We start from the raw sequence: 21,828 nt of genomic DNA, 5'->3' as shown, positions 1-21,828 counted from the left end.
CCGATGCGCTGGCTGTTCCTCACCCTGGCGCTGCTGCTGCCCGGGGCGGCGCGGGCCGCCGATCCGGCCTGGCCAACCCGGCCGCTGGTGATGGTGGTCGCCTACCCGCCCGGCGCCATCACCGACACCGTCGGCCGTCGCGTCGCCGAGCGGCTCGGTGCCGCGCTCGGGCAGAATGTGGTGATCGAGAATCGCGGTGGTGCCGGCGGCAATATCGCCGCGGCGCATGTGGCGCGGCAGCGCGGCGATGACCACACGCTGCTGTTCACCTCCTACGGCAACCTCATCATCGCCGCGGCGGCCGACCTTCGGCTGGAATTCCACCCCTTCCGCGACCTGGCGCCGGTGGCGATGGTCGGGCCGATGAGCGTGCTGCTCCTGGTGCGGCCGGGCCTGCCCGTCCAGGACCTGCGTGGCTTCATCGCCCATGCGCGCGCCAATCCCGGGCGGGTGAATTTCGCCAGCGTCGGCATCGGCAGCTCCTACCACCTGCTGATCGAGCAGATGCAGGCTTATGGCCGCCTGTCCTTCACCCATGTGCCGTATCGCGGCGGCGCGGCGGCGATGACCGATCTGCTCGGCGGGCGGGTGGATGCGACGCTGGCGACAGTGCTCTTCGCCCGCCCCTACATGGCCGACAATCGGGTCCGCGCCATTGCCATCGGCAATGCCGAACGTTCCCCCGTGCTGCCGGAGATTCCCACCGTCGCCGAGGCGATCCCTGGCGCGGCGCTGACGGATGGGCTGGCGGTAATGGCGCCGCCGACCCTGCCCACGGCCATCACCGCCAGGCTCAATACGGCGCTGAACGGGATCATCAGCGAGCCGGTGATGCGAGACTGGCTGACCAAGGAGGGCGTCACACCCCGTCCCGGCCCGCCGGAAGCGCTGACGGCGGAAATGCAGGGCGCCGCCGATGGGCTGCGACACCTGCTGGCCGAGGCGAAGATCCGGCTGGAGTAGCGGGTTCCGCCGTGGCGGCGACGGACCGGTCCAGAGGACCGGCCCGCGCGGCTCACGCCTCGCCGTAGTGGATCCGGCGATAGGGGCGGGAGACCACGGTGTCGTCGGTGTGGACATCCCACAGCCCGGCGCTGTTCGCCGCCTGATGCTCCTGGAACATCCCCGCCATGGCGCCCAGCCGGTTCACCGTGGCACCACGCACGCCGAAGCCGTTCGCCACCCCAGCCAGGTCGCCGCGGCCGTGGATCACCGTCTCCGGGCTCATCCCATGGGCGCGGAACTTGTGAATCTCCGCGCCATAGCCGCCATCGTTGATGATCGCCATCAGCAGGCGGATGCCCTGGCGGCGGATGGTCTCCAGCTCCTGGATGTGCATCAGCAGGCTGCCGTCGCCCTCGATCAGCAGCACCTTGCCGTCGCCGCGCGCCGCGGCCACGCCGATCGCCGCCGGCAGCCCGCTGCCGATGGCGCCGAAGTCGCTGACCACATGGTATTTCTCGGCCGGGCGGCCGCGCAGATGGGTCATGGCGATGCCGAAGTAGTGGCCGCCGCCGATCACCAGGTCCCAATCCTTGGGCACGATGGCGTCGAGTTCCTCCATCGCCCGGCGCGGATCGACAACGCCGGGGGCGATGGCGAACTCCTTCCGGTCCGGATGGTCGGCGGCGATCTCCGCCGCCATGCCGGCGGTGCGGAACCCGGTGCGGGAGATGCCGCGCGCCTTCAGCGCCGCCGTCACCGCCTCGACGCCAGCGCGGGCGTCGGCGCGGATGTGCATGTCGGCGGTGCGCAGCCCCTGCCACAGCCCGCGCGGGTTGGTATCGATCTGCACCGTGCGCGCGCCGGGGTACAGGTACCCGCTCTCAGTGGTGTAGCTGCCGAGGCCGACGCCGACGCCGATGACGAGGTCGGATTCGGCGAAGCGCTCACGCGCGAAATCGCTGGAATAGGCGCCGGCGATGTCGAGCGCGAAGGGGGTGTCGTGGAACATCCCCTTGGCCTGCAGCGAGGTGGCGAGCAGCGCGCCGGAGGCTTCCGCCAGCGCCACCATCGCCGATTTTGCGCCGGACAGCTTGGCGCCGCGGCCGGCGATGAGGATCGGCTTCTCCGCCTCGGCGATCATGCCGACCAGCCGGTCCACCAGCGCCGGATCCGGCGCGGGGCGCTGCTGCGTTGGTAGCACATCGGCCGAGGGGATATAGTCGGCCATGAAGGGGAAGGCCTGCTTCTGCAGGTCCATCGGCACGCTGAGCACCACTGGCCGGCGTTCCAGCGCGGCGATGTGGAAGGCTTCGCGCACATTGTCCAGCACGCGGTCGATGCTGCGCACCGGGATGTAATGCGCGCCGGTGCCCATGGCGAGCGGCGCCATGTCGATCTGCTGGATGTAGAAGGGCGCGGTCATCGGCGAATCGCCGGCGAAGACCACCAGCGGCACGCTGGCCCGCGCGGCGATGGCCAGCGCGGTCATGATCTGGGTAAAGCCGGGGCCGCAGGTGGTGGAGGCCACGCCGACCTTGCCGGTGGCGCGGGCGTAGCCATCGGCCATGGCGACGGCGCAATGCTCGTGACGGGCGTGGATCACCTGCATGCCGGGCAGGCGCGACATTGCCTCCGACCAGTACATGTTGGCGTCACCCATCAGGGTGAACAGCACCTCGCAGCCCTCGGCCTGGAAGGCCTTGGCCAGCATGTCTGAAACCAATAGCTTGGACATCGTCAGGGTTTCCTCGTGTTGCCGAACAGGCTGCGGAGCCAGGAACGGAAGGCCTGCCAGAGCAGCCGCATGGCGCTGAGTTCGCGGGCCTGTGGTGGCGGTGCAGGCGGTGGTGGCGCGGACGGCGCGGCTGCCGGCGTGGCCTCGGCCGCCGCGGGCTCGGCGGGCGCGGGTGCCGCGGCGCGGCGCTCCGCCACCAGCTTCGCCATATTGGCCGAGAAATCCGCCAGCAGCGCGCGCGCCAGATGCACGCCGCCGGCATTGGCGAAGGTCTCCAGCGGGCCGGTGACGGTGAAGCTTCCGGCCACGGTCAGCAGCGTGTCGCCGCCTTCCTCCACTGCGTGGATGGTGCCGGAGGACAGCGCGCGGGACGCGCCGCGCTGGTCGATGCCGCGGCCCTCGATGGTGCAGCGATGCGCGTCATGATCGAAGGCCAGGGTCGCCTCGCCGCGGAACATCGCCGCGGTTGGGCCGAAGCGCACGCGGATGGCGCCGCGCCACACGCCGTCGCCCTGGTCCGGCGCCAGCTGCGCGCCGGGGATGCAGCCGGCCACGGTCGCAGGGTCGCTCAGCAATGGCCAGACCTCGGCGAGCGGCGAGGGGATGCGTGTCTGTTCAGTGATGTCCATTTCGGTTCCATGCGCGGGCGCTTGCCCTTAGCCTGCGCAACGTGCCGCGGCTGCGCAAGAGCACCCGGCCGGCGATGTTGCCGTGGCGCGGCGGGGCCGGGCGGTTGACCGGCCTGCACCGATCCCCGAACCTTGGGGACCTGCGGCCTTCCGGCGCATCCGCCTGCCCGATCCCGGCCGCCCTCAGGAGACAAGCGCATGGCGGGACCCTTCAACCGCGCCGAGGCGCATCTCTACCCGGCGGTGATCGGCTGCGACGAGGTCGGCCGCGGCGCGCTGTGCGGCCCGGTGGTGGTCAGCGCGGTGTTCTTCGATCCCACAACCGTGCCACCCGCCCTGCTGGAAGCGCTGGACGACAGCAAGCGCCTGCCGGCGCCCCGGCGCGAAGCCCTGACGGCGGAGATCCTCCGCTGCGCACGTGTGGCCGTCGCGGCAGGCTCGGCCGCCGCCATCGACCGCCGCGGCATCCGCACCATGACCCTCGACGCCATGCGGCGTGCCATTCGCTGCCTCGGGCTTGGCGCGCCGGTGCTGGTGGATGGCGTCGACATCCCGCCGGATACCGGGCTGGAGTGTGCGGCCGTGGTCGGCGGCGATCGCCGCGTGCCGCAGATCGCCGCTGCCTCGATCGTGGCGAAGACCACGCGGGACCGGCTGATGGCCATGCTGGGATCACGGCACCCGGCCTATGGGTGGGAGCGCAATGCCGGCTACGGCACATCCATCCATATCGCGGCGCTGACCCGGCTCGGCCCGACCCGCCACCACCGCCACTCCTTCGCTCCGGTGGCGCAGTGGTGCGGCTCGACGCGGACCGGCAATGAGCTGCAAGCAATAGCCGGTCTGGAATCAAGCACTTCTGGCAGCCCAACCGCAGCCTAAGCGTATACGGTTGCCAGGAAGCTGTTCTATGCTGGCTTCGCCAGACGACGTTTTGCCGGAAGGGACCTCCATGCGCCGCAAATGGGCCGCCCCGCTCCTCCTGCTCGTCATGGCCTCGGGATGCGCCGCAGCCGGCGACGGCAGCCCCCCCCATTGGCGCCGCATCGACCCCAGCGCCTCCGACCCGCCGCAACGCTGGCGGGTGCCGGATGACGGCTTCAGCGCCTATCTGGCCAAGGTCACGCCGCGCCCGGCGGCGGCCTTGCCGTCCGGCCGCTACTCGGCCGCGGCAAAGAATTTATTCTTAAGCCCCTTCTGGTTCTCGTAGATCGAGCCTTGAAGGTCCGCCGGCGGCAGCGGCAGCCGCACCGGCACATCCGCCAGCCGTGGCGAGAGGCTTGGCGTACCCGCCACCATCAGCGCGTCATAGGCCTCGATCCCCTGCGGGAAGCCGAGCAACGGCCAGGCATCGGCGGCGCGGAACTGGAACAGCATCAGCCGCCGCTCCTTGTTCGAGGTATTGGGTGCCGAGCCATGCACCGCCCGGACATGATGCACGGTGATCGACCCCGCCTTGCCGGTCAGCGGCACGGCGGCGGCGTAGTCCACCTCCCGCTTGGTTGGGTCCATGGCGCCGCAGAAGCGGCCTTCCGCATGGTGGTCATAGACCGGGCCCTTGTGGCTGCCGGGGACGATCAGCAGCGGACCGTTCGCCAGTTCCATGTCGTCCATCATCACGCCCACGGCCGCCAGGTCGTCGTTGGTGTGCGGGTAGAAGGCCCAGTCCTGGTGCCATTCCACCGCCGCGCCGAAGCCGGCGGATTTCATGTTCAGCTTCGCCGTGTCGAAGCGGATGTTCGGGCCCCAGAGGTCCTGCAGCACGGCGACGATCTTCGGGTGCCGCACCAGCGCCGCATAGGCCGGGTCGTGCAGATGCGGCGCCTTGATCCGACGGACCCGCGGCATCGCCGGGGTGTGGCTGTCCTCCAGATCGTAGATCGCGTCATGGGTGGTGACGCTGCGCGCGCGCGCGACGAAGCCGTCGGTCACCCGGCGCAGCTCCGCCACCTCCTGCGGCGAGAGCACGTCGGGCACGACGATGGCGCCGACGCGGTCGTATTCTTCCCGTTGCGCTTGCGTGAGCATGATGCGTTCCCTCTCAGCTTCGGTACCAGCGCTGCGCTGCCCGCTGGGCGGCCCGCGCGCTGTCGGCCGGCCGCTGTTCCCCGGTGACGACGCGGGCGAACATGTCGACCACCACCCAATTCTCCGCCACGGCACCCGCCGCGGCGTTGATCGGGCCACGATAGCCCTCGTAGAAGGGCGTATCCATGGCGCCGCGATAGGTCAGGATCTTCGGATCGGAGGCCCAGACGGCGCTCTCGGCATAGGCTTTCAGCGGCTGGGACCAGTAGCCGAGGCAGCCGGTCAGCCAGGGATCGTACTGCTCCGCCTCCATCATGAAGCGCAGGTATTCCTTCGCCGCCTGGGGGAAGCGGGTGTGGCGCGGCACCATGGCGTTCAGGGTCAGCGCCGTCTCCGGCGCCTTGCTGGCGGCGCCATGGGGCATCTCGGCATGCTCGGTATCGGCGGCGATGGCCAACTGTGCCGCATCACCCGAGGTCTTCAGCGAGAAATACACCGAGACGCCGTTCTGCGTGGCGCCGATCTCGCCAGCAATGTAGGCGCGGTTGTTGGAGGCGCCGTTCCACGCCATGGTCCCGGCGATCATCGTCTCCTGCATCGCCCTTGCGTAGTCCAGCGCCCGCAGCACCTCCGGCGTGTCCAGCGTGACCCTGCCCGCCTCATCGGTCAGCGCCGCGCCATGCGTCCACAGCAGCCAGTTCGCATAGCCCGGTGCATCCCCCGGCGCGTGGCTGAGGGCGAAGCCACAGGGATGGCCGATGCGCTTCAGCCCCTGGCACAGGCGGAGGAAATCGCCGAGGTCGTTCGGGATGTGCTCGAACCCCGCTTCCCGGATCCAGCTCCGACGGTAGACCAGAGGCCCGGTGGTGCCGCCCATCGGCAGGCCGAGCCAGGTGCGGCTGCCGCGGCGCTTGCCGTAGACCTCGGCCAGCTCGTACCAGCCGCCGTATTTCGCGCCCAGATACTCCGCGAGGTCGGTCACCTCCAGCAGCTTGTCGGCGTAGAGATGCGGATCGGCGCCGAAGCCGATGGCGACATCCGCCCCCTGCCCAGTGTTGAAGCCGACCGCGAGCTGCACCGGCATGTCCGGCCAGTTCACGTAATCCACCCGCACCTCGATGCCGGTGGTCTCGGTGAAGCGGCGGGTGTTGGCGTTGAAGATCGCCTCATCCGGGTCGATGTATTTCGCCGGCCGCAGCACCCGGAGCCGGGCGCCGCGTTCCGGCTGGAAGCCCGGCGCGGCCACATCCTCGCGGCCGATCGCCCGGCCCGGTGCGGCCGCGGCAAGCATTCCGACGCCGAGCGCCCCAGCGGCCAGGGCCTGGCGCCGTCCGATCAGCCGTTGCATGGTCGCCTCCATCCCCGCGGGTGTTTCCCCGCTGCGAGGAGCCTATCGACAGGCGGCGGGTGACGTCGAGTGCGATCGGTTGCCGGCCAGCGCGATGGCTGCCGCAGTCGCGACGGGCCGCACCCTATCGCCAGGGCCCTGTACCGCCCGATCTCCGGTATCATCATAAGTGTTGCCGCGATCTATACGAGGGCGACGACGACTGGGGGAAGGAGCTGGCGGCATGGAACGAACGGTGGAACTGGCGGTCGAGGCGCTGCCCGAACGGTTGGCGGCGACCCCTGGCCTTGCCCGCTGGGGCCATGCGCTGGATGCCGAATGGCTGCTGGAGGTGGGCAGCGAGGAATGGCTGCTGACCGTGCAGGACGGCCGGATCCTGGCGGTGCGGCGCGGTCCCTTCGTCATGCCGCGCTTCAGCCTCGCGCTGCGGATCGAGCCGCGCGCGCTGCAGCATTTCCTGCAGCCGGAACCCGCCGCGGGCTGGCACGACCTGCTGGCGCTGCGCCGGCTGGGGGCGCTGCGGGTGGAAGGCGACACGCATCTCTTCTTCGCGCATCTGCTGTGGTTCAAGGGCGTCTTCGCCCTGCTGCGGGAGGCCCCGCCGGCGCCCGCCGCCCCGCCGCGCCCACCCGCCTTCGGCACGGTGACGGAGGAGCCGATCCGCGGCCGCTACCTGCGCATGGACATCGATGGAAGGCCGCACCGCGTCTATGTGGAGGAAGCCGGCCCAGCGGGTGGCGGAGGCATTCCGCTGCTGCTGCTGCACACCGCCGGCAGCGACGGCCGCCAGTGGCGCGACCTGCTGAACGACCCGGACATCACCGCGCGCTTCCGCTGCATCGCCTTCGACATGCCCTGGCACGGCAAGTCCTCGCCCCCCGCCGGCTGGCAGGAGGAGCGCTACCAGCTCACCACCGCCGGCTACACCGGGCTGGTGATGACCATGGCGCGGGCGCTGGGGCTGGACCGGCCGATCGTCATGGGGTGCTCCATCGGGGGCCGCATCGTGCTCGATCTGGCGGCGGAGCATGCGGCGGCGCTGCGCGGTGTCATCGGCTTGCAGGGCAGCGCCTTCACCGGGCGCTACTACGATCTGTCGGTGCTGCACCACCCGCATATCCATGGCGGCGAGGTCTGCGGCGCGCTGGTCTCCGGCCTGATCGCGCCGACCGCGCCCGAGGCCGGAAAATGGGAGACGCTGTGGCACTACATGCAGGGCGGCCCAGGCGTATTCCGCGGCGACCTGCATTTCTACGCCGAGGAAGGCGATCTGCGGCCGAAGCTGGCGCGCATCGACACCACGCGCTGCCCGGTGACGCTGCTGACCGGCGAGTACGACTACTCCTGCCGGCCGGCTGACACGCTGGCGACCGCCGCGGCGATTCCCGGCGCCAAGACGGTGATCATGCAGGACCTCGGGCATTTCCCGATGAGCGAGGATTTCGCAAGGCTGAAGCCGCACCTGCTGCCGGCGCTGGAGGCGATGGCCGGGCTTACCACGCCGCCACGTGGCGCTGCCTGACCAGCGGCAGCACCATCCCGGGATCCTCCGCCCACCAGCGGCGCGACAGGATCTCCAACTCGCAGGGGCCGGCGTAGCCGGCCGCTTCGGCCATGGCGCGGATGGCAGGGATGTCAATCGCGCCGTCGCCCATCATGCCGCGGTCGAACACAAGGCCGGTGGTCGGCTGCAGCCAGTCGCAGACGTTGGAGGCGGCGGTGCGGCCGGCATCTCGATCAGCGCCACCATGACGATGCCACGCATCCTCCGTGGCCTTCAGATTGGATGCGCTGCTCAGGCCCGGCGGAAGGCAGCGCGCATCTCTTGAAACCCTGCCGCCCTGCCCATGACCGCCGGGTCCGGCAGGTATTCACCTGCTGGTGACGTGTGGTCGAAACCGCGTAGATTCCAGGCCACGCCGATACGAGAACACATCTGCATTGGCGCCACGGGAGGAAACAAAATATGACGATACAAAGAAGAACACTGTTCCAGGCAAGTGTCGCCGCGACGGCGGCGAGCCTGCCCTGGCATGCGGCACGCGCTCAGGCTGCCAATACGATCAAGATCGGCGTGCTGACCGATATGTCCGGCCCCTATCGCGATATCAACGGGCCGATTTCGGTGGCCTGCACCCGCCTGGCGGTCCAGGAATTCGCCGCCCGTGGCTTCGGGGTCGAGGTGCTGGTCGCCGACCACCAGAACCGCCCCGACGTCGCCATGAACATCACCCGGCAATGGTATGACCGTGACGGGGTGGATGCCGTGGTCAATGTCGCCGCCTCCTCGGTGGCGCTGGCGGTCGCCGAGCTGACGCGCGAGAAGGACAAGGTTGCGCTCGCCACCTCGCCGGCCACCTCGGACCTGACCGGCCGTGCCTGCACGGCGAATTCGCTGCACTGGGTCTACGACACCTATATGGCGGCGAAATCCACCGGCCAGGCGACGGTGAAATCCGGCGGCGACAGCTGGTTCTTCATCACCGCCGACTACGCCTTCGGCCATTCGCTGGAACGCGACACCACGAGCTTCGTGCAGGCCGCCGGAGGCCAAGTCCTCGGCGCGATCCGAACACCCTTTCCCGGCACGACGGACTTCTCCTCTTTCCTGCTGCAGGCCCAGGCCTCACGCGCCAAGGTCATCGGTCTCGCCAATGCCGGCACGGATACGGTGAACTGCATCAAGCAGGCGGCGGAATTCGGGCTGACCCGCCGGGGCGTGAAGATCGCCTCCCTGCTGATGTTCCTGCCGGATGTGCACGCGCTGGGCCTGCAGACGGCGCAGGGGCTGGTCTGCACCGAAACCTTCTACTGGGATCTGAATGACCGCACCCGCGCCTTTTCCCGGCGTGCCCAGGCCATGGTCGGGCAGGTGCCTCTGAGCATGATCCAGGCCGGCGAGTATTCAGCGGTGCTGCATTACCTCAAGGCCGTTGCCGATATGGGGGCCCCGGCCGCCAAGGCCAGCGGCGCGGCGACAGTCGCCCGGATGAAGGCGATGCCGACGGATGACGATGCCTTCGGCACCGGCACCATCCGCGCCGATGGCCGCAAAATGCACCCGGCGTATCTCTTCGAGGTGAAGAAGCCCGAGGAAAGCCGTGGGCCGTTCGACTATTACAAGCTGCTGCAGACCACGCCGCCGGAGGAGGCCTTTCGCCCGCTCAGCGACGGCGCCTGCCCGCTGACCCGAGCTTGACGGCGCGCGGCATCGGCGCGGCGGGCAGGCCCCGCCGCCCGCCGATGCACCCGGCCGGCGCGGCGGCTCAGTCGAAGGCGAGGTCGAAGCCCGGCAGGGCACCAAAGCGCACAGTCATCCTCTGGCCAGGGCGTGGCACCAGCAACCCGCTGGCGGTGCCGGTGCTGACCCATTCGCCGGCGCGGAGATGGGTGCCGGCGCGCGGCAGCCGGTTCGCCAGCCAGGTCAGCGCCCGCAGCGGATGGCCCATGACATCGGCACCGCTGCCGCGGCGGCGCACCACGCCATCCACCGCGACCTCCACCGGCATCGCGGCGAGGTCGGTATCGCGCGGGATCGCCGGGCCCAGCACGTAATGGCCATTGCCGCTGCCATCGGCGAGGATGGCGTCCGGCGGCGGCAGCGCGGCGGTGGGGAAGCGGCATTCCGCCAGCTCAACCCCGGCATGGATGGCATCGACCGCCGCCAGCACCTCCGCTTCGGTCCAAGGCGTCGCCCGCGGCGGCAGATCAGCGCCGAGGCGGCAGAAGAACTCCGCCTCGACGATCGGGTCGAGCAGCTCGGCATGGCGGAAGCGGGCCGGCGGCTGGCGCAGGAAGCGGGCGAAGCTGCGACCGAAGATCGGCTCTTCCATGCGCAGCCGGGCGCGCATGACATCGGTGGTGGCGGCGATCTTCCAGCCGAGCGGCGCCCAGCCGAGCTGCGCCGCGACTTCCAGCGCCACCGCATAGGCGGCATCGGCGTCCGCCGGCACCAGCGCGGGCGGCAGGGAGCCGACCTGCCGCCCATCACGCCGCGCCGCCGCCAGCAAGGTGACGAGGCTCATGCCAGCGCCCTCGCCAGCAGCGCCTCCGCCACCGGCTCATCCTCGGCGGCCAGCGGGTCGCGCGGCAGCACGCGGTGGCGGAGGACGAGGCCGGCGAGCGCCGCGCGCTCGGGATCGCCAAGCCGCGCCGCTTCCCAGGCGATCGTCGCGGCGCTGGTCACGTGGTACAGCGCGCTGGCCGCCTGGCGGGCCAGGGCGGCATTGCCCTGCGCCGCCTCCACCAGCGCCGCGGCGCGGTCGAACAGCGCCATCTCGCCACCCAGCGCTTCGACATGTGCCCGTAGCACTGGCAGCGAGCCCTCCCGCTGCGCCGCGCGCAGCACGTCCAGCGCGACGATGTTGCTGGTGCCCTCCCAGATGCTGCCGAGGTGGGCGTCGCGCAGCAACCGGGGATCGGCCCATTCCTCGATGTAGCCGCAGCCGCCGCGTATCTCCATGGCATCTCCGGTGACCTTGCGGGCGTCGCGGCAGGCGCGGAATTTCAGCAGCGGCGTCAGGATGCGCAGCAGCGCATAGGCGCCGGGCTCGCCGGCATCGCTGCGACGCATCGCCTCGGCGGCCTGGAACATCATGCTGCGCGCCTGCTCCATCGGCAGCACCAGCTTCAGCAGCTGGCGGCGCATCAGTGGCATCTCGACCAGGCGGCGGCCGAAGGCCATGCGGTGGCGGGCGATGAACACGGCCTCGGTCACCGCACGGCGCATCAGCCCGGCGGCGCGCATGCCATTCGACAGGCGGGAAGCATTGACCATATCCGCCATCTGCTTGAAGCCGGCCTCTGGCGCGCCAACCAGGAAGGCCGTCGCGCCCTCCAGCCGGATCTCACCGGAGGCCATGCTGCGGGTGCCGAGCTTGTCCTTCAGCCGGATGATCCGATACGCGTTGAGCGTGCCATCCGGCCGCTCCCGTGGCAGCAGGAAGAGCGAGACACCGCGCAGCCCGGGCGGCCCGCCCTGGCGCCGTGCCAGCACCAGCGCCATGCCGGCATCCGGGTTGCTGCAGAACCATTTGTCGCCGGTCAGCGCCCAGCTGCCGTCATCCTGCGGCACCGCCTGCACCGCGGTGGCGGCAATGTCGGAACCGGCGCCCTGCTCGGTCATGAACATGGCGCCCTGGCGCAGCGTGTCGAGGTCGGTGGCGGTCAGCGCCGGCAGGTAGCGCGCGACCAATGTCGGATCACCGAAGCGGCGCAGCGTCCGGGCCAGGCTGTCAGTCATCGACAGCGGGCAGCAGAGGCCGAATTCCGCCTGCACGAACAGATAGGTCAGCGCGTATTTCGCCGCTGGCAGCATCGGCGCCGGCCAGCCCAGCACGCCGCCGCGGTGCGACATGGCGGCCAGCCCGTATTCGGCGAAGGCAATGCGCTCCATCTCGCGATAGGCGGGGTGATAGTCGATGTGCTGCGCATCCTCGCCGCGGCGGGTGCGGTGGTGCAGCACCGGCGGGTTGCGGTCGGCCTCCGCCGCCAACGCATCCAGCCTCCCGCCGGCCAGCGCGCCCATGCGGTCGAGCCGCGGTGCAAGATGCGCGTGGAGATCGGCGGGCAGGTAGAGGCCGAGCAGCGGCGCCAGCCAGGGGTCGGCGCGGTAGAGATTCAGCCCCTGGCTGTCCGGCACGGCTTCGGCGCCGATGGGGGCGGGGAGCGGGTTGGGCAGCGTGTCCATCGGCGCAGCATGCAACCGCCGCGGGCCGCATGCTAGCGTCGCCGGACCGGGACACCGGACTGGGAGGAAAGCCAATGCACTCGACCCGACGCGCCCTGCTGGGCGCGGGCCTGCTTGCGCCGCTGGCGATGCCCGCGTTGGCGCAGCCCGTGGAACGCTACCCCGACCCGGCGGTGCAGGTGCTGGACCCGAGCTTCAACCGCTACCGCCTGGTGCTGGCGGGGCTCGAGCGGTTGTGGACCGGGGCGCGCTGGAGCGAGGGGCCGGCCTGGTTCGGCGACCAGCGCTGCCTCATCTGGTCCGACATCCCGAACAACCGCATGCTGCGCTGGAGCGAGAGCACCGGGCGGGTGGAGGTGTTCCGGCAGCCCTCGAACAACAGCAACGGCAATACCCGCGACCGCCAGGGCAGGCTGGTGACCTGCGAGCACCTCACCCGCCGCGTCACCCGCACCGAGCATGACGGGCGCATCACCGTCATCGCCGACCGCTTCGACGGCAAGCCGCTCAACAGCCCGAACGACGTGGTGGTGAGGAGCGACGACAGCATCTGGTTCACCGACCCGCCCTTCGGCGTGCTCGGCTTCTACGAGGGCGAGATGGCCCAGCCGGAGCTGCCGACCAACATCTACCGCGTCGATGGCCGCAGCGGGCAGATCACCGTGGCGACCGGCGACATCGGCAGGCCTAACGGCCTGGCCTTCAGCCCCGATGAATCGAAGCTCTACGTCGTCGAGGCGGCGGCGACGCCGCGGGTGATCCGGGTGTTCGACGTGGATGGCACCACCGGCCGCCTGGCGAACAACCGCGTCTTCCACCAGGCCAAGGAAGGCGAGACGCCGGACGGCTTCCGGGTGGATGTCGACGGCAATCTCTGGTGCGGCTGGGGCATGGGGCGGGAGAAGCTGGACGGCGTCCGCATCCTCAACAAGGATGGCGCGCCGATCGGCCATATCCGGTTGCCGGAACGCTGTGCCAACCTGGCCTTCGGCGGGCGTCACCGCAACCGGCTGTTCATGCCGGCGAGCAAGTCGCTCTATGCGATCTACGTGAATACCCAGGGCGTGGCCGGCGGCTGAGCCGGAGCGGTCTTGCGGCCATGCCGGCACCGGCGGCAGGATCGGTGCCGGCAGGCCTGGAAGGGTCGCAGCCCGGTTGGGGCCGCGATCCGCTTCGGCCTGTTGTGTTCAACGCGGATGCACGCCTTCCGGCGATCCGCTTCAGGGGGAATCGCCATGACCGAACGCTGGCAGCCAAGCGAACGCTATCCGGACCCGGCCATCGTCGCGCTCGATCCGTCGTTCAAGAAATACCATCTGGCGCTCTCGGCGGTGGAGCGGCTGTGGCATGGCTCGCGCTGGGGCGAGGGGCCGGTGTGGCTCGGCGACCTGCGCTGCCTGCTGTGGTCCGACATCCCGAACGACCGCGTGCTGAAATGGGACGAGACGACCGGCGCCGTCTCCGAATGGCGGAAGCCTTCCAACAACGCCAATGGCCATACCCGCGACCGCCAGGGGCGCATCATCGCCTGTGAGCATGCGGGCCGGCGCGTGGTGCGGTTCGAACATGACGGCAGCATCACCGTGCTGGCGGACAGCTACCAGGGCAAGCGGCTGAACAGCCCGAACGACGTGGTGGTGAAAAGCGACGGCAGCATCTGGTTCACCGACCCGCCCTTCGGCACCTACGCCTTCTACGAGGGCATCAAGACCACGGCGGAGCTGCCGCACACCAATGTCTACCGGATCGATGGCCAGAGCGGCGCGATCACCTGCGTCGCCGACGACGTGAACCACCCCAACGGGTTGGCCTTCAGCCCGGACGAAAGCATCCTCTACGTCATCGAGAGCCGCAGCGACCCGCGCAACATCCTGGCCTTCGACGTGGTTGGCGGGACGAAGCTGGCGAAGCGCCGGGTCTTCGTCGAATGCCGGCCGAACGAGACGCCGGACGGCTTCCGCGTCGATGTCGACGGCAACCTCTGGTGCGGCTGGGGCATGACGCCGGAACTGGATGGCGTGCGGGTCATCAACAGCAGCGGCGCCTATATCGGCCACATCCATTTGCCGGAGCGCTGCGCCAACCTCGCCTTCGGCGGCCGCAACCGCAACCGGCTGTTCATGTCCGCGGCGCAGTCGCTGTACGCGCTCTACGTCAATACACAGGGGGTCGCGGGGGGGTAGGGTCGCGCCCTTCCCCCGCTGGCCAGCCATCGCGCTCGGTCAGCATCCGCACCGGCACCTGCAGGCACAGGCTCTGTGCCGGCAGGACGTCGCGCCAGTCGGAGATCAGCTTGCGGTAGGCGAGGCCGACGCGGCGCGGCTTGCGGTCGAGGTCATAGAGGCCAAGCGGATTGGCCCGGCCGTTCCGATCGCGCAGTGCGGTGTCCCAATCCACCTGATCGACCAGGGAGTACCAGGTGAAGCCGACGATCGGCACGCCGTCGTTGCGCACCCGCAGCACATTGGCCCATTGCTTCCACAGCCAGCGCACCGCCTCGTCGCCATCCGGGCCTTCCTTCAGGTTGGTCTCGGTGTGCATCACCGGCAGGCGGTAGCGGTCGTAGTACTGCCGGGTGATGGTGGCGTAGCCGAACACCTCCCCCGCCCAACGGGTCTGGCCATCGGCCGAGACCAGGTGCTCATTGGTCACGTAGTAGTCGTTGCCCATGATGCACCAGCGCTTCAGCTGGTGGTCGAGGAAGAACTGGTACTCTTCCCGCGTCATGCCATTGTCGCGCAGGTAGTCGTACATCCCACTGTCGACGCGCCGGCCGTAATTGAGGTCGAGCGAGAGGAAGCGTTCGGCATTCTTCACCTCGGCTGGGCCGATGGCGCCTGGGCAGTCGGCGTGGAAGTATTCCGAGGATTCGCTCTGGATGAAGAGCGCGTCCGGCCGGACCTCGAGGATCGCCTTCATCGCCAGCACATTCGCCCGCACGACGTGCTTGAGCGCGGTGACAAAGCTGCGGTCGCTGCTGAGCTGCTCGTTCCACCAGCCGTACCGCGCGCTGAACACGGCGGTGATGAACATCTCGTTCACCGGCGTGTAGAGCTGAACCCAGGGATAGCGCCGCGCGAAGGCGCGGGCGTAGTCGGCGAAGAGCGCGGGGAAGTCCGGGTTCTGGAAGTCGCCGATCCAGTCCGGCACGCCGAAATGGCAAAGGTCGACGATCGGGATGATCTTCAGCCGGCAGAGCTCGGGGAAGACCTGATCGGCATACTCCCAGTCATACCGGCCGGGGCCGAGAAAGGTGCGGTGCAACGGCGGGCCGATGCGGAGGAAATTGCAGCCGGTCTCGGCGACCAGCGCCAGATCCTCCCGCCAACGGGCGTAGTGGTTGCACTCCTCCATCTGGTCGCGGCGGATGCGGCCGCCCTCGATCGTGGGATTGCTGTTCTCGATGCCCGTGGCGAACAGGAAATAGGTCATGACAGCGGCCGCAACGCGCAGCCGCCGCTTCCGTTCATCGCGGCGCAAGTTCCCCTGGCACCCGCACCGTCAGCGACAGCAGGCGGAAGGAGTGGGTCTTGCCGTGGCCGTCGAGGTTGAGGCTGCCGTTCACCCCACCTTCCAGCACGTCATCCACCACGAAATTGAAAGCATGCAGCAGCGGCAGCGCATAGCGGGTGCAGCGGGTGGCGCCGCGATGCGCGAACAGCGCCAGCACCCGCGCCTCCGTCACCTGCTCGGCCAGCAGCGGATAGAGCGCCGGGTCGTAGGGGATGAGGGACATGTTGCTGCGGTTGCCCTTGTCCCCGGCCCGGCTGTGCGCCACCGCATGCAGCGGCAATTCCACCGTCTCGCTCATGCCACCATCTCCGCCGCTGTCCGCACCTTCACCCCGGTCGGCACCCTCTCCCGCAGCACCAGGTAGCTGCGGGTCAGGATGCGCGGCGTCAGCCGCCAGCGGGCGCCGCCGGTGCCGGCGGTACCGCAGCACAGCAGCGCCAGCACCTCCCGCGCCGCCTGGTCCACCGCATCGCGGTCGGCGCCCTCCACCGCCAGGCGGATGCGCACCTCCGGCGGCTCCGGCCCGTTGTAGCCGCGCCACAGGGCGCCATCGTCGCTGTCGAGCACGCTGGCGATGCCAATGAGGTCGACACGCGGCCGCACCGGCAGCGCGCGCAGCTTCAGCCGTTGCAGCAGCACATCGGCGGTGGCCCTGGCCCGTGCCAGGGCATTGGGGCCGGCGACCGAGACCTCACCCTCACCCAGCCAGGTACCCTCGAAGCAGGCTGTCACCTTCAGCGTCTCCGGGCGCGGATGGCCCGCCAGGCCGCGCACCACGACCCGGTCCTTGCCCACCTGCTCCACCGTGCAGCCGCTGATGTCGAGCACCACATCGGGGGTGATGTAGCGCGCGGGGTCGTGCAGTTCGTAGAGCAGCTGCTCCTTCACCGTGCGCAGGTCGACGATGCCGCCGGTGTCCTCGGGCTTGGTGATGATGAGGCCGCCTTCGGCCGTCACCTCGGCGATGGGGAAGCCGATGTTGGCGGGGTCCGGGATGTCCTTGAAGCCGGGGTCCCAGAAAACGCCGCCGGTGACCTGGCTGCCGCATTCCAGCAGGTGCCCGCAGGCCGCACCCACCGCCAGACGCTGCCAATCGTCGAAGGCCCAGCCGAAATGGTGCACCAGCGGCGCGATGGCCAGCGCGGGGTCGGAAGTGCGGCCGGCAACCACCACATCGGCGCCCTGGCGCAGCGCATCCACCAGCGGCTCGGCGCCGATATAGGCGTTGGCGGCGACGAGGCGAGCGGATTTCGTGTCGATGCTGTCATCCGCCTCATGCACCGGCAACTGGTCCAGGGCGATGCTGGTGCTGACGTCATCGCCCGAGATGGTGGCGATCTTCAGCTCGGGCAGGCCGAGCCGCAGCGCCAGCCGGGCCACCAGCCGCGCCGCCGCCGGCGGATTGGCGGCGCCGAAATTGCCGAGGATCGGGATACGATGGCGGAAGCAATCCGCCAGGATCGGCTCCAGCAGCCGCTCCAGCATCGGCTCATAGCCCAGTTCCGGGTCGCGCCGGCGCTCGAGCTGGGCCAGCGCCACGGTGCGCTCGCCGAGGGTCTCGAAGAACAGCGCGGCGGGCAGGCCGCGCGCGACCAGGCTGCGCACCACTGGAATCGGCGCATCCACCCGGTCGCCGGAAAACCCGCCGCCATTGCCGACGAGAAAGCTCATGTCATTCCCTCCGCGGCGCGCCGTGAGGCCCCGAGCAGCGCCGCATCCGCATCATCGAAGCCGATCAGGCCTAGGGCAAGCGGCGCCGAAGGCCGGATCACCCGCCGCTCCGGGTGCGCCGCACCGCATCCAGCCAGCCGGCATGGCGCCGCGCCGCCTCCTCCCGCGCCATCTGCGGCAGGAAGCGGCGTTCGAGGCGCCAGTGCGTCGCGCCGAAGGCCCGCGGGACATCGCCCGCGCCGCCCGGCGGCGGGAAGATCCCGGCCTGCAACCCGGCCAGCCAGGCGGCGCCGAGCGCGGTCGTCTCCATCACCGTTGGCCGGTCCACCGGCGCACCGAGCACATCGGCGAGGAACTGCATCGTCCAATCGCTGGCGACCATGCCGCCATCGACCCGCAGCACCATGGTGTCGCCGGTGCCCGAAGCCGCCACACCAACCTCGCCGGCGATATCGGCTGCCATGGCATCCAGCAGGTCACGGGTCTGGAAAGCGACGCTTTCCAGCGCCGCGCGGGCCAGCTCCGCCCTGCCGGTGTTGCGGGTCAGGCCGAAGATCGCGCCGCGCGCCTCGGCATCCCACCAGGGTGCGCCGAGGCCGACGAAGCCCGGCACCAGATATACTGCCTGCGCCGGGTCGGCCTGCTGCGCCAGCATCCCGGTCTCGGCCGCCGTGCCGATCAGGCCGAGCCCGTCGCGCAGCCATTGCACCGTGGCGCCGGCAACGAAGATCGCCCCTTCCAGCGCATAGGTTCGTGCGCCGCCGAGCTGCCAGGCGATGGTGGTCAGCAGCCGGTGGCGGGAGAAGACCGGCGTCGCCCCGGTGTTCAGCAGGGCGAAGCAGCCGGTGCCATAGGTGGATTTCAGCATGCCCGGGGCGAAGCAGGCCTGGCCCATGGTCGCCGCCTGCTGGTCGCCGGCGATACCACGGATCGGCACCGGGGCGCCGAGGATCTCCGGGGTGGTGGTGCCGAATTCGGCGGCGCAGTCGCGCACCTCCGGCAGGATGGCACGGGGGATGCCGAACAGGCGGAGCAGGTCGTCGTCCCATGCGCCGCGGGTGATGTCGAACAGCAGGGTGCGGGCGGCGTTGGTCGCATCCGTCGCATGCACCCGCCCGCCGGTCAGCCGCCAGAGCAGGAAGCTGTCCACGGTGCCGAAGGCCAGCTCCCCGCGCTCCGCCTGGGCGCGGGCGCCGGACACATGGTCCAGCAGCCAGGCCAGCTTGGTGGCGGAGAAATAGGGGTCGGCCAGCAGCCCGGTGCGGCGGGTGATCAGCGCTTCCTGCCCTGATTCGCGCAGCGCGGCACAGGCGGCGGTAGTGCGGCGATCCTGCCAGACGATGGCGCGGTGCACCGGGCGGCCGCTGGCGCGTTCCCACAGCACCACCGTCTCCCGCTGGTTGGTGATGCCGATGCCGGCGAGGTCCCGCGCCGCCGCGCCGCCCTGGGCCAGCGCCGCGCGCAGGGTGGCAAGCGCGCCCTGCCAGATATCCTCCGGCTCATGCTCCACCCAGCCGGGGGCGGGGAAATGCTGCGGCAGCTCCTGGCTGGCGGTGGCACGCGGCGCCAGCGCCGGTCCGAACAGGATGGCGCGGGTCGAGGTGGTGCCCTGGTCGAGGGCGAGCAGCAGCGGTTCCATGCCGGGAGCCTAACCCCTCGACAAGTCCGGCGGCGAGGGCTTGCACGGTCCCACCCCGCAGGAGCGCCGCAGGCCCCTCCTCGACTGCATCGCCGAACTCAGCGCTGAGATGACCGCCTGGCGGCAGCATCCGCGCGAGGACACGATTCTGCGCAGCCGGCCGCCGATCATGGGTGCCGGGGATTTCTCCTTTATGCTGCCGCAACACCCCGGCTGCTTCGCGAAGATCGGCCAGAAGGACGCCGGCAAGGGCGAGGTGCCGCTGCACCCTCCCCTGCGATTTCAATGACGACGCCCTGCCGGTCGGCGCCAGCTCCTTCACCACCTTGGTGGAACAGGAGCTTCCGCGCGGCTGAATGCGGTCAGCGGCGCCGGCGCCGACGTGCGGCCGGCACCGCCACCGCGCCGTATTGCCGGAGGCCGAGTGCCGCGGCGGCGCAAAGACCCGTCGCCAACAGCCATGGAATCATGCCGCCGCCCATTGCCGTCTCCCGCACCGCTGACTTGCATCCGGAAGACGCCGTGTGCCCGGCGCGGTTCCGCCGCTGCCGCTTGCCGTTACGCGCGCAGCAGCGCCGCGGCAGCCAGCAGCAGCTTCTCGTAGCGTGCCCGTGCCTCCGCCACCTGCTCCGGCGTCCATTGCCAGAAGCCTTCGCCGGTCTTGGCGCCCAGCTTGCCGGCTTCGACCAGCGCCGCCAGCGCCGGGCTCGGCGTCGTACGGTTGGTGAGGGAGGGATAGATCGTCGCCGCGGCGGCCAGCTGCGTCTCCAGCCCCGCCAGCTCCTTCTGCAGAATCGGCCCTGCGCCCAGGATGCGCATGCCGAAGGTGAAGCGCACCGCCTTGTCGACATCCTCGGGGCTCGCCAGCCCCTCGTCGATGGCGTTGAACGCCTCCCGCACCATGGCGTGCTGGATGCGATTGGCGAGGAAGCCCGGCACGTCCCGCGCCACCCGGATGGCGACCCGGCCGAGGCTTTCCATGATCTCCGCCAGCCGTTCGCAGACCGCCGGGTCGGTGTGCTCGCCGCGCACCACCTCGACGCCGGGGACCAGATGCGCCGGCAGGAAGAAATGCAGGTTCGCCATGCGGGACCGCGTGGCGCAGCCCTCGCTGATGTCGGTGATGCGGAAGCCGGAGGCGTTGCTGGCCACCGGCACCTCCGGCGGCACGAGGCGATCGAGTTCGGCGAAGACCGCCCGCTTGAGGTCGAGCTGCTCCGGCACCGCCTCTACCACCACCGCCACATCGGAGAAGCCGACATCCCCAAGGCTCTCGACCAGCGCCAGCCCGGACTGCCGCGCCGGCTCGGCACCAAGCTGGGAGAGCGAAAGGGCGACGCGGTCGAAGCGCGCCGGCCAGGCCGCCCGCGCCGGCTCCACTGCCGTCACCCGCCAGCCGCCGGCCAGGAAGATGGCGGCGATGTCGCAGCCCATGAGGCCGAAGCCGATGATCGCAGCATGCGGCTGCGGTGTGGTCGCCATGCGTCTCTATCTCCCGTGCAAAGGGGAGAGAGTTTACGCTGCCGACGTCCTTCCGGCCACGAGGCTCGCCCGACCCGCTTCGCGCACCGCCGCCGCGGCATCGTCGTAGAGGAAGGGCAGGGTGGCATAGCGAATGCCGCGCGTCACCGGCGTTGCCTCATGTAGCAGGGAGCAGGAGAAGACCACCGCGCCGCCCACCGGCGGCCGGTAGCGGCGCGGGCCGAATTCCGGGAACCACAGCTCGCCGCCCTCGAAGTCATCGTTGAGGTTGATGGTGACGGCGAAGCGGCGGTGCGCGGTGCCGGAAGTGGTGTTGTCGCGGTGGGCGCGAAAATGCCCGCCCTCGTTGGCATCGTAGCAGGCGACGATATAGCGCTCGATCCGGGTCGGGTTGAACTGGAAGGCCTTACGCATTTCCGGCGCCAGCCGGCGCACGATGCGGCTGCGCAGCGCCGCCTGCAACGTCTCGTCGGTGATCTCGCAATCGCGGCGGCGCTTGGCGAAGGGGTCGTGGACACCGATGGTCTTGCCATCGCGCTCCACCATGAAGCCGCTCTCGGTGCCACCCTTGGCCTCGTAGGTTGCGACCAGCCGGGCGCAGAGCTCCGGCTCCAGCACTCGCGGCAGCAGCAGCACCGGGGCGGGGGTTTCCTGCCCGGCATGCAGCCCGGGCGGCGGCAGGTCGCGTAGCCGGGCGAGCAGCGCCGGCAGCTGGTCCAGCCCGGCCACCTCCATCACCCGCAGCAGCGGGTCCAGCAGTATCACCTGCGGCAGGTAGCGCACGCCCCGCGCCTCCGCCTCCGGCATTGCCGCGCCATACCGCCGGCTGACCGCCAGGTCGCGGTCGAGCAGCACGCGCAGGCCCGGCCTCGCATCCTGGATCGTGTCGGCGGGGTCGGCGCTGACGGCGAAGGCGGTCGCGTGCTCATCGTCCAGCAGCCCCTCGGCCTGCGCTGCCTGCAACGCCGCGGCGGCAGCGGCCGAGGCGGAGTTGCTGGCCGGGCCGAGGAAGACCAGCAGCACGTACCGCCCCGCGGTCGAGGCGAAATTGTAGCGCGGGTTACCAGCCACGGCGGCATGGAACCAGGGCGCCGGATCGCCCGGCAGCAGGCGTGGCGGCTTTCGAGGGGCATCGGACATGGTTTAGGT

General features: G+C 70.2%; 20 protein-coding genes. 7 read left to right on the top strand and 13 right to left on the bottom strand.

Annotated features, from left to right (window positions below; genetic code table 11):
- Window positions 1-3: 3 nt before the first annotated feature.
- Window positions 4-963 carry a Bug family tripartite tricarboxylate transporter substrate binding protein gene (locus tag H7965_RS01955; protein WP_186768852.1) on the top strand — a complete coding sequence of 320 codons (960 nt, stop codon included), beginning with the start codon at window positions 4-6 and terminating at the stop codon, window positions 961-963.
- A 52-nt stretch (window positions 964-1,015) separates the two neighbouring features.
- Here H7965_RS01955 and H7965_RS01950 read toward each other — a convergent pair whose 3' ends face one another.
- Both H7965_RS01950 and H7965_RS01945 read right to left on the bottom strand, forming a co-directional pair.
- Window positions 1,016-2,680 carry a thiamine pyrophosphate-binding protein gene (locus H7965_RS01950; protein ID WP_186768851.1) on the bottom strand — a complete coding sequence of 555 codons (1,665 nt, stop codon included), beginning with the start codon at window positions 2,678-2,680 and terminating at the stop codon, window positions 1,016-1,018.
- Between the two features lie 2 nt (window positions 2,681-2,682).
- Window positions 2,683-3,309, bottom strand: coding sequence for an SRPBCC family protein (locus tag H7965_RS01945; protein WP_186768850.1), 627 nt, complete (start codon window positions 3,307-3,309; stop codon window positions 2,683-2,685).
- Between the two features lie 198 nt (window positions 3,310-3,507).
- Here H7965_RS01945 and H7965_RS01940 point away from each other — a divergent pair, with 198 nt between their 5' ends.
- Complete coding sequence (locus H7965_RS01940) at window positions 3,508-4,191, top strand: ribonuclease HII (RefSeq protein WP_186768849.1); 684 nt, start codon at window positions 3,508-3,510, stop codon at window positions 4,189-4,191.
- Window positions 4,192-4,467: 276 nt separating this feature from the next.
- On the opposite strand, the gene H7965_RS01935 is transcribed toward H7965_RS01940, so the two are convergent.
- A complete protein-coding gene (locus H7965_RS01935; RefSeq protein ID WP_186768848.1) occupies window positions 4,468-5,337 on the bottom strand; it encodes a phytanoyl-CoA dioxygenase family protein in 870 nt (289 codons plus the stop codon).
- Between the two features lie 13 nt (window positions 5,338-5,350).
- A complete protein-coding gene (locus tag H7965_RS01930; RefSeq protein WP_186768847.1) occupies window positions 5,351-6,685 on the bottom strand; it encodes an ABC transporter substrate-binding protein in 1,335 nt (444 codons plus the stop codon).
- Window positions 6,686-6,908: 223 nt separating this feature from the next.
- Here H7965_RS01930 and H7965_RS30310 point away from each other — a divergent pair, with 223 nt between their 5' ends.
- A complete protein-coding gene (locus H7965_RS30310) occupies window positions 6,909-8,207 on the top strand; it encodes an alpha/beta fold hydrolase (RefSeq protein WP_222440433.1) in 1,299 nt (432 codons plus the stop codon).
- Here H7965_RS30310 and H7965_RS01920 read toward each other — a convergent pair.
- Window positions 8,179-8,358 carry a hypothetical protein gene (locus H7965_RS01920; protein ID WP_186768846.1) on the bottom strand — a complete coding sequence of 60 codons (180 nt, stop codon included), beginning with the start codon at window positions 8,356-8,358 and terminating at the stop codon, window positions 8,179-8,181. The two genes, H7965_RS30310 and H7965_RS01920, sit on opposite strands and share 29 nt — an antisense overlap.
- A 293-nt stretch (window positions 8,359-8,651) precedes the next feature.
- Here H7965_RS01920 and H7965_RS01915 point away from each other — a divergent pair, with 293 nt between their 5' ends.
- Complete coding sequence (locus tag H7965_RS01915) at window positions 8,652-9,884, top strand: ABC transporter substrate-binding protein (protein WP_186768845.1); 1,233 nt, start codon at window positions 8,652-8,654, stop codon at window positions 9,882-9,884.
- A gap of 67 nt (window positions 9,885-9,951) precedes the next feature.
- On the opposite strand, the gene H7965_RS01910 is transcribed toward H7965_RS01915, so the two are convergent.
- Window positions 9,952-10,710 carry a 2-keto-4-pentenoate hydratase gene (locus H7965_RS01910; protein WP_186768844.1) on the bottom strand — a complete coding sequence of 253 codons (759 nt, stop codon included), beginning with the start codon at window positions 10,708-10,710 and terminating at the stop codon, window positions 9,952-9,954.
- On the bottom strand, window positions 10,707-12,374 hold the full coding sequence (locus H7965_RS01905; protein WP_186768843.1) for an acyl-CoA dehydrogenase family protein: 1,668 nt from the start codon (window positions 12,372-12,374) through the stop codon (window positions 10,707-10,709). Before H7965_RS01905 ends, H7965_RS01910 begins: the two co-directional genes overlap by 4 nt.
- 128 nt (window positions 12,375-12,502) lie before the next feature.
- On the opposite strand from H7965_RS01905, the gene H7965_RS01900 reads away from it, so the two are divergent.
- Window positions 12,503-13,453, top strand: coding sequence for an SMP-30/gluconolactonase/LRE family protein (locus H7965_RS01900; protein WP_315898675.1), 951 nt, complete (start codon window positions 12,503-12,505; stop codon window positions 13,451-13,453).
- A 156-nt stretch (window positions 13,454-13,609) separates the two neighbouring features.
- Entirely contained in the window at window positions 13,610-14,557 is a 948-nt protein-coding gene (locus H7965_RS01895; RefSeq protein WP_186768841.1) for an SMP-30/gluconolactonase/LRE family protein, read from the top strand.
- Here the strand turns inward: H7965_RS01895 and H7965_RS01890 are convergent.
- The 4 genes from H7965_RS01890 to glpK form a co-directional block, all read right to left on the bottom strand.
- Window positions 14,529-15,806: a family 1 glycosylhydrolase gene (locus H7965_RS01890; RefSeq protein ID WP_186768840.1), complete on the bottom strand. Its 1,278-nt coding sequence runs from the start codon at window positions 15,804-15,806 to the stop codon at window positions 14,529-14,531. The two genes, H7965_RS01895 and H7965_RS01890, sit on opposite strands and share 29 nt — an antisense overlap.
- Window positions 15,807-15,840: 34 nt before the next feature.
- Window positions 15,841-16,185, bottom strand: coding sequence for an AtuA-related protein (locus tag H7965_RS01885; protein WP_186768839.1), 345 nt, complete (start codon window positions 16,183-16,185; stop codon window positions 15,841-15,843).
- Window positions 16,182-17,558: an acyclic terpene utilization AtuA family protein gene (locus H7965_RS01880; RefSeq protein ID WP_186768838.1), complete on the bottom strand. Its 1,377-nt coding sequence runs from the start codon at window positions 17,556-17,558 to the stop codon at window positions 16,182-16,184. The genes H7965_RS01885 and H7965_RS01880 overlap by 4 nt, the downstream gene beginning before the upstream one ends.
- 97 nt (window positions 17,559-17,655) lie before the next feature.
- Entirely contained in the window at window positions 17,656-19,197 is a 1,542-nt protein-coding gene (gene glpK, locus H7965_RS01875) for a glycerol kinase GlpK (RefSeq protein WP_186768837.1), read from the bottom strand.
- Window positions 19,198-19,237: 40 nt separating this feature from the next.
- On the opposite strand from glpK, the gene H7965_RS01870 reads away from it, so the two are divergent.
- Complete coding sequence (locus H7965_RS01870) at window positions 19,238-19,486, top strand: hypothetical protein (protein WP_186768836.1); 249 nt, start codon at window positions 19,238-19,240, stop codon at window positions 19,484-19,486.
- 269 nt (window positions 19,487-19,755) lie between these two features.
- On the opposite strand, the gene H7965_RS01865 is transcribed toward H7965_RS01870, so the two are convergent.
- Together H7965_RS01865 and H7965_RS01860 are read right to left on the bottom strand one after the other, a co-directional pair.
- Window positions 19,756-20,679 carry a 3-hydroxyacyl-CoA dehydrogenase NAD-binding domain-containing protein gene (locus tag H7965_RS01865; protein ID WP_186768835.1) on the bottom strand — a complete coding sequence of 308 codons (924 nt, stop codon included), beginning with the start codon at window positions 20,677-20,679 and terminating at the stop codon, window positions 19,756-19,758.
- Between the two features lie 33 nt (window positions 20,680-20,712).
- Window positions 20,713-21,819: a 2OG-Fe(II) oxygenase gene (locus H7965_RS01860; RefSeq protein WP_186768834.1), complete on the bottom strand. Its 1,107-nt coding sequence runs from the start codon at window positions 21,817-21,819 to the stop codon at window positions 20,713-20,715.
- Window positions 21,820-21,828 lie beyond the last annotated feature (9 nt).

Source organism: Siccirubricoccus deserti, assembly GCF_014283215.1.
In the GTDB taxonomy this organism is placed as follows: domain Bacteria; phylum Pseudomonadota; class Alphaproteobacteria; order Acetobacterales; family Acetobacteraceae; genus Siccirubricoccus; species Siccirubricoccus deserti.
Note: the sequence above shows the minus strand (reverse complement) of the source record. Positions and strands in the feature narration are given on the sequence as shown.

What these genes read in the sequence shown, in the direction of transcription:
- H7965_RS01955 (WP_186768852.1), top strand. Translation starts at nt 4, where the DNA reads ATGCGCTGGCTGTTCCTCACCCTGGCGCTGCTGCTGCCCGGGGCGGCG.
- H7965_RS01950 (WP_186768851.1), bottom strand. Translation starts at nt 2,680, where the DNA reads ATGTCCAAGCTATTGGTTTCAGACATGCTGGCCAAGGCCTTCCAGGCC.
- H7965_RS01945 (WP_186768850.1), bottom strand. Translation starts at nt 3,309, where the DNA reads ATGGACATCACTGAACAGACACGCATCCCCTCGCCGCTCGCCGAGGTC.
- H7965_RS01940 (WP_186768849.1), top strand. Translation starts at nt 3,508, where the DNA reads ATGGCGGGACCCTTCAACCGCGCCGAGGCGCATCTCTACCCGGCGGTG.
- H7965_RS01935 (WP_186768848.1), bottom strand. Translation starts at nt 5,337, where the DNA reads ATGCTCACGCAAGCGCAACGGGAAGAATACGACCGCGTCGGCGCCATC.
- H7965_RS01930 (WP_186768847.1), bottom strand. Translation starts at nt 6,685, where the DNA reads ATGCAACGGCTGATCGGACGGCGCCAGGCCCTGGCCGCTGGGGCGCTC.
- H7965_RS30310 (WP_222440433.1), top strand. Translation starts at nt 6,909, where the DNA reads ATGGAACGAACGGTGGAACTGGCGGTCGAGGCGCTGCCCGAACGGTTG.
- H7965_RS01915 (WP_186768845.1), top strand. Translation starts at nt 8,652, where the DNA reads ATGACGATACAAAGAAGAACACTGTTCCAGGCAAGTGTCGCCGCGACG.
- H7965_RS01910 (WP_186768844.1), bottom strand. Translation starts at nt 10,710, where the DNA reads ATGAGCCTCGTCACCTTGCTGGCGGCGGCGCGGCGTGATGGGCGGCAG.
- H7965_RS01905 (WP_186768843.1), bottom strand. Translation starts at nt 12,374, where the DNA reads ATGGACACGCTGCCCAACCCGCTCCCCGCCCCCATCGGCGCCGAAGCC.
- H7965_RS01900 (WP_315898675.1), top strand. Translation starts at nt 12,503, where the DNA reads ATGCCCGCGTTGGCGCAGCCCGTGGAACGCTACCCCGACCCGGCGGTG.
- H7965_RS01895 (WP_186768841.1), top strand. Translation starts at nt 13,610, where the DNA reads ATGACCGAACGCTGGCAGCCAAGCGAACGCTATCCGGACCCGGCCATC.
- H7965_RS01890 (WP_186768840.1), bottom strand. Translation starts at nt 15,806, where the DNA reads ATGACCTATTTCCTGTTCGCCACGGGCATCGAGAACAGCAATCCCACG.
- H7965_RS01885 (WP_186768839.1), bottom strand. Translation starts at nt 16,185, where the DNA reads ATGAGCGAGACGGTGGAATTGCCGCTGCATGCGGTGGCGCACAGCCGG.
- H7965_RS01880 (WP_186768838.1), bottom strand. Translation starts at nt 17,558, where the DNA reads ATGAGCTTTCTCGTCGGCAATGGCGGCGGGTTTTCCGGCGACCGGGTG.
- glpK (WP_186768837.1), bottom strand. Translation starts at nt 19,197, where the DNA reads ATGGAACCGCTGCTGCTCGCCCTCGACCAGGGCACCACCTCGACCCGC.
- H7965_RS01865 (WP_186768835.1), bottom strand. Translation starts at nt 20,679, where the DNA reads ATGGCGACCACACCGCAGCCGCATGCTGCGATCATCGGCTTCGGCCTC.
- H7965_RS01860 (WP_186768834.1), bottom strand. Translation starts at nt 21,819, where the DNA reads ATGTCCGATGCCCCTCGAAAGCCGCCACGCCTGCTGCCGGGCGATCCG.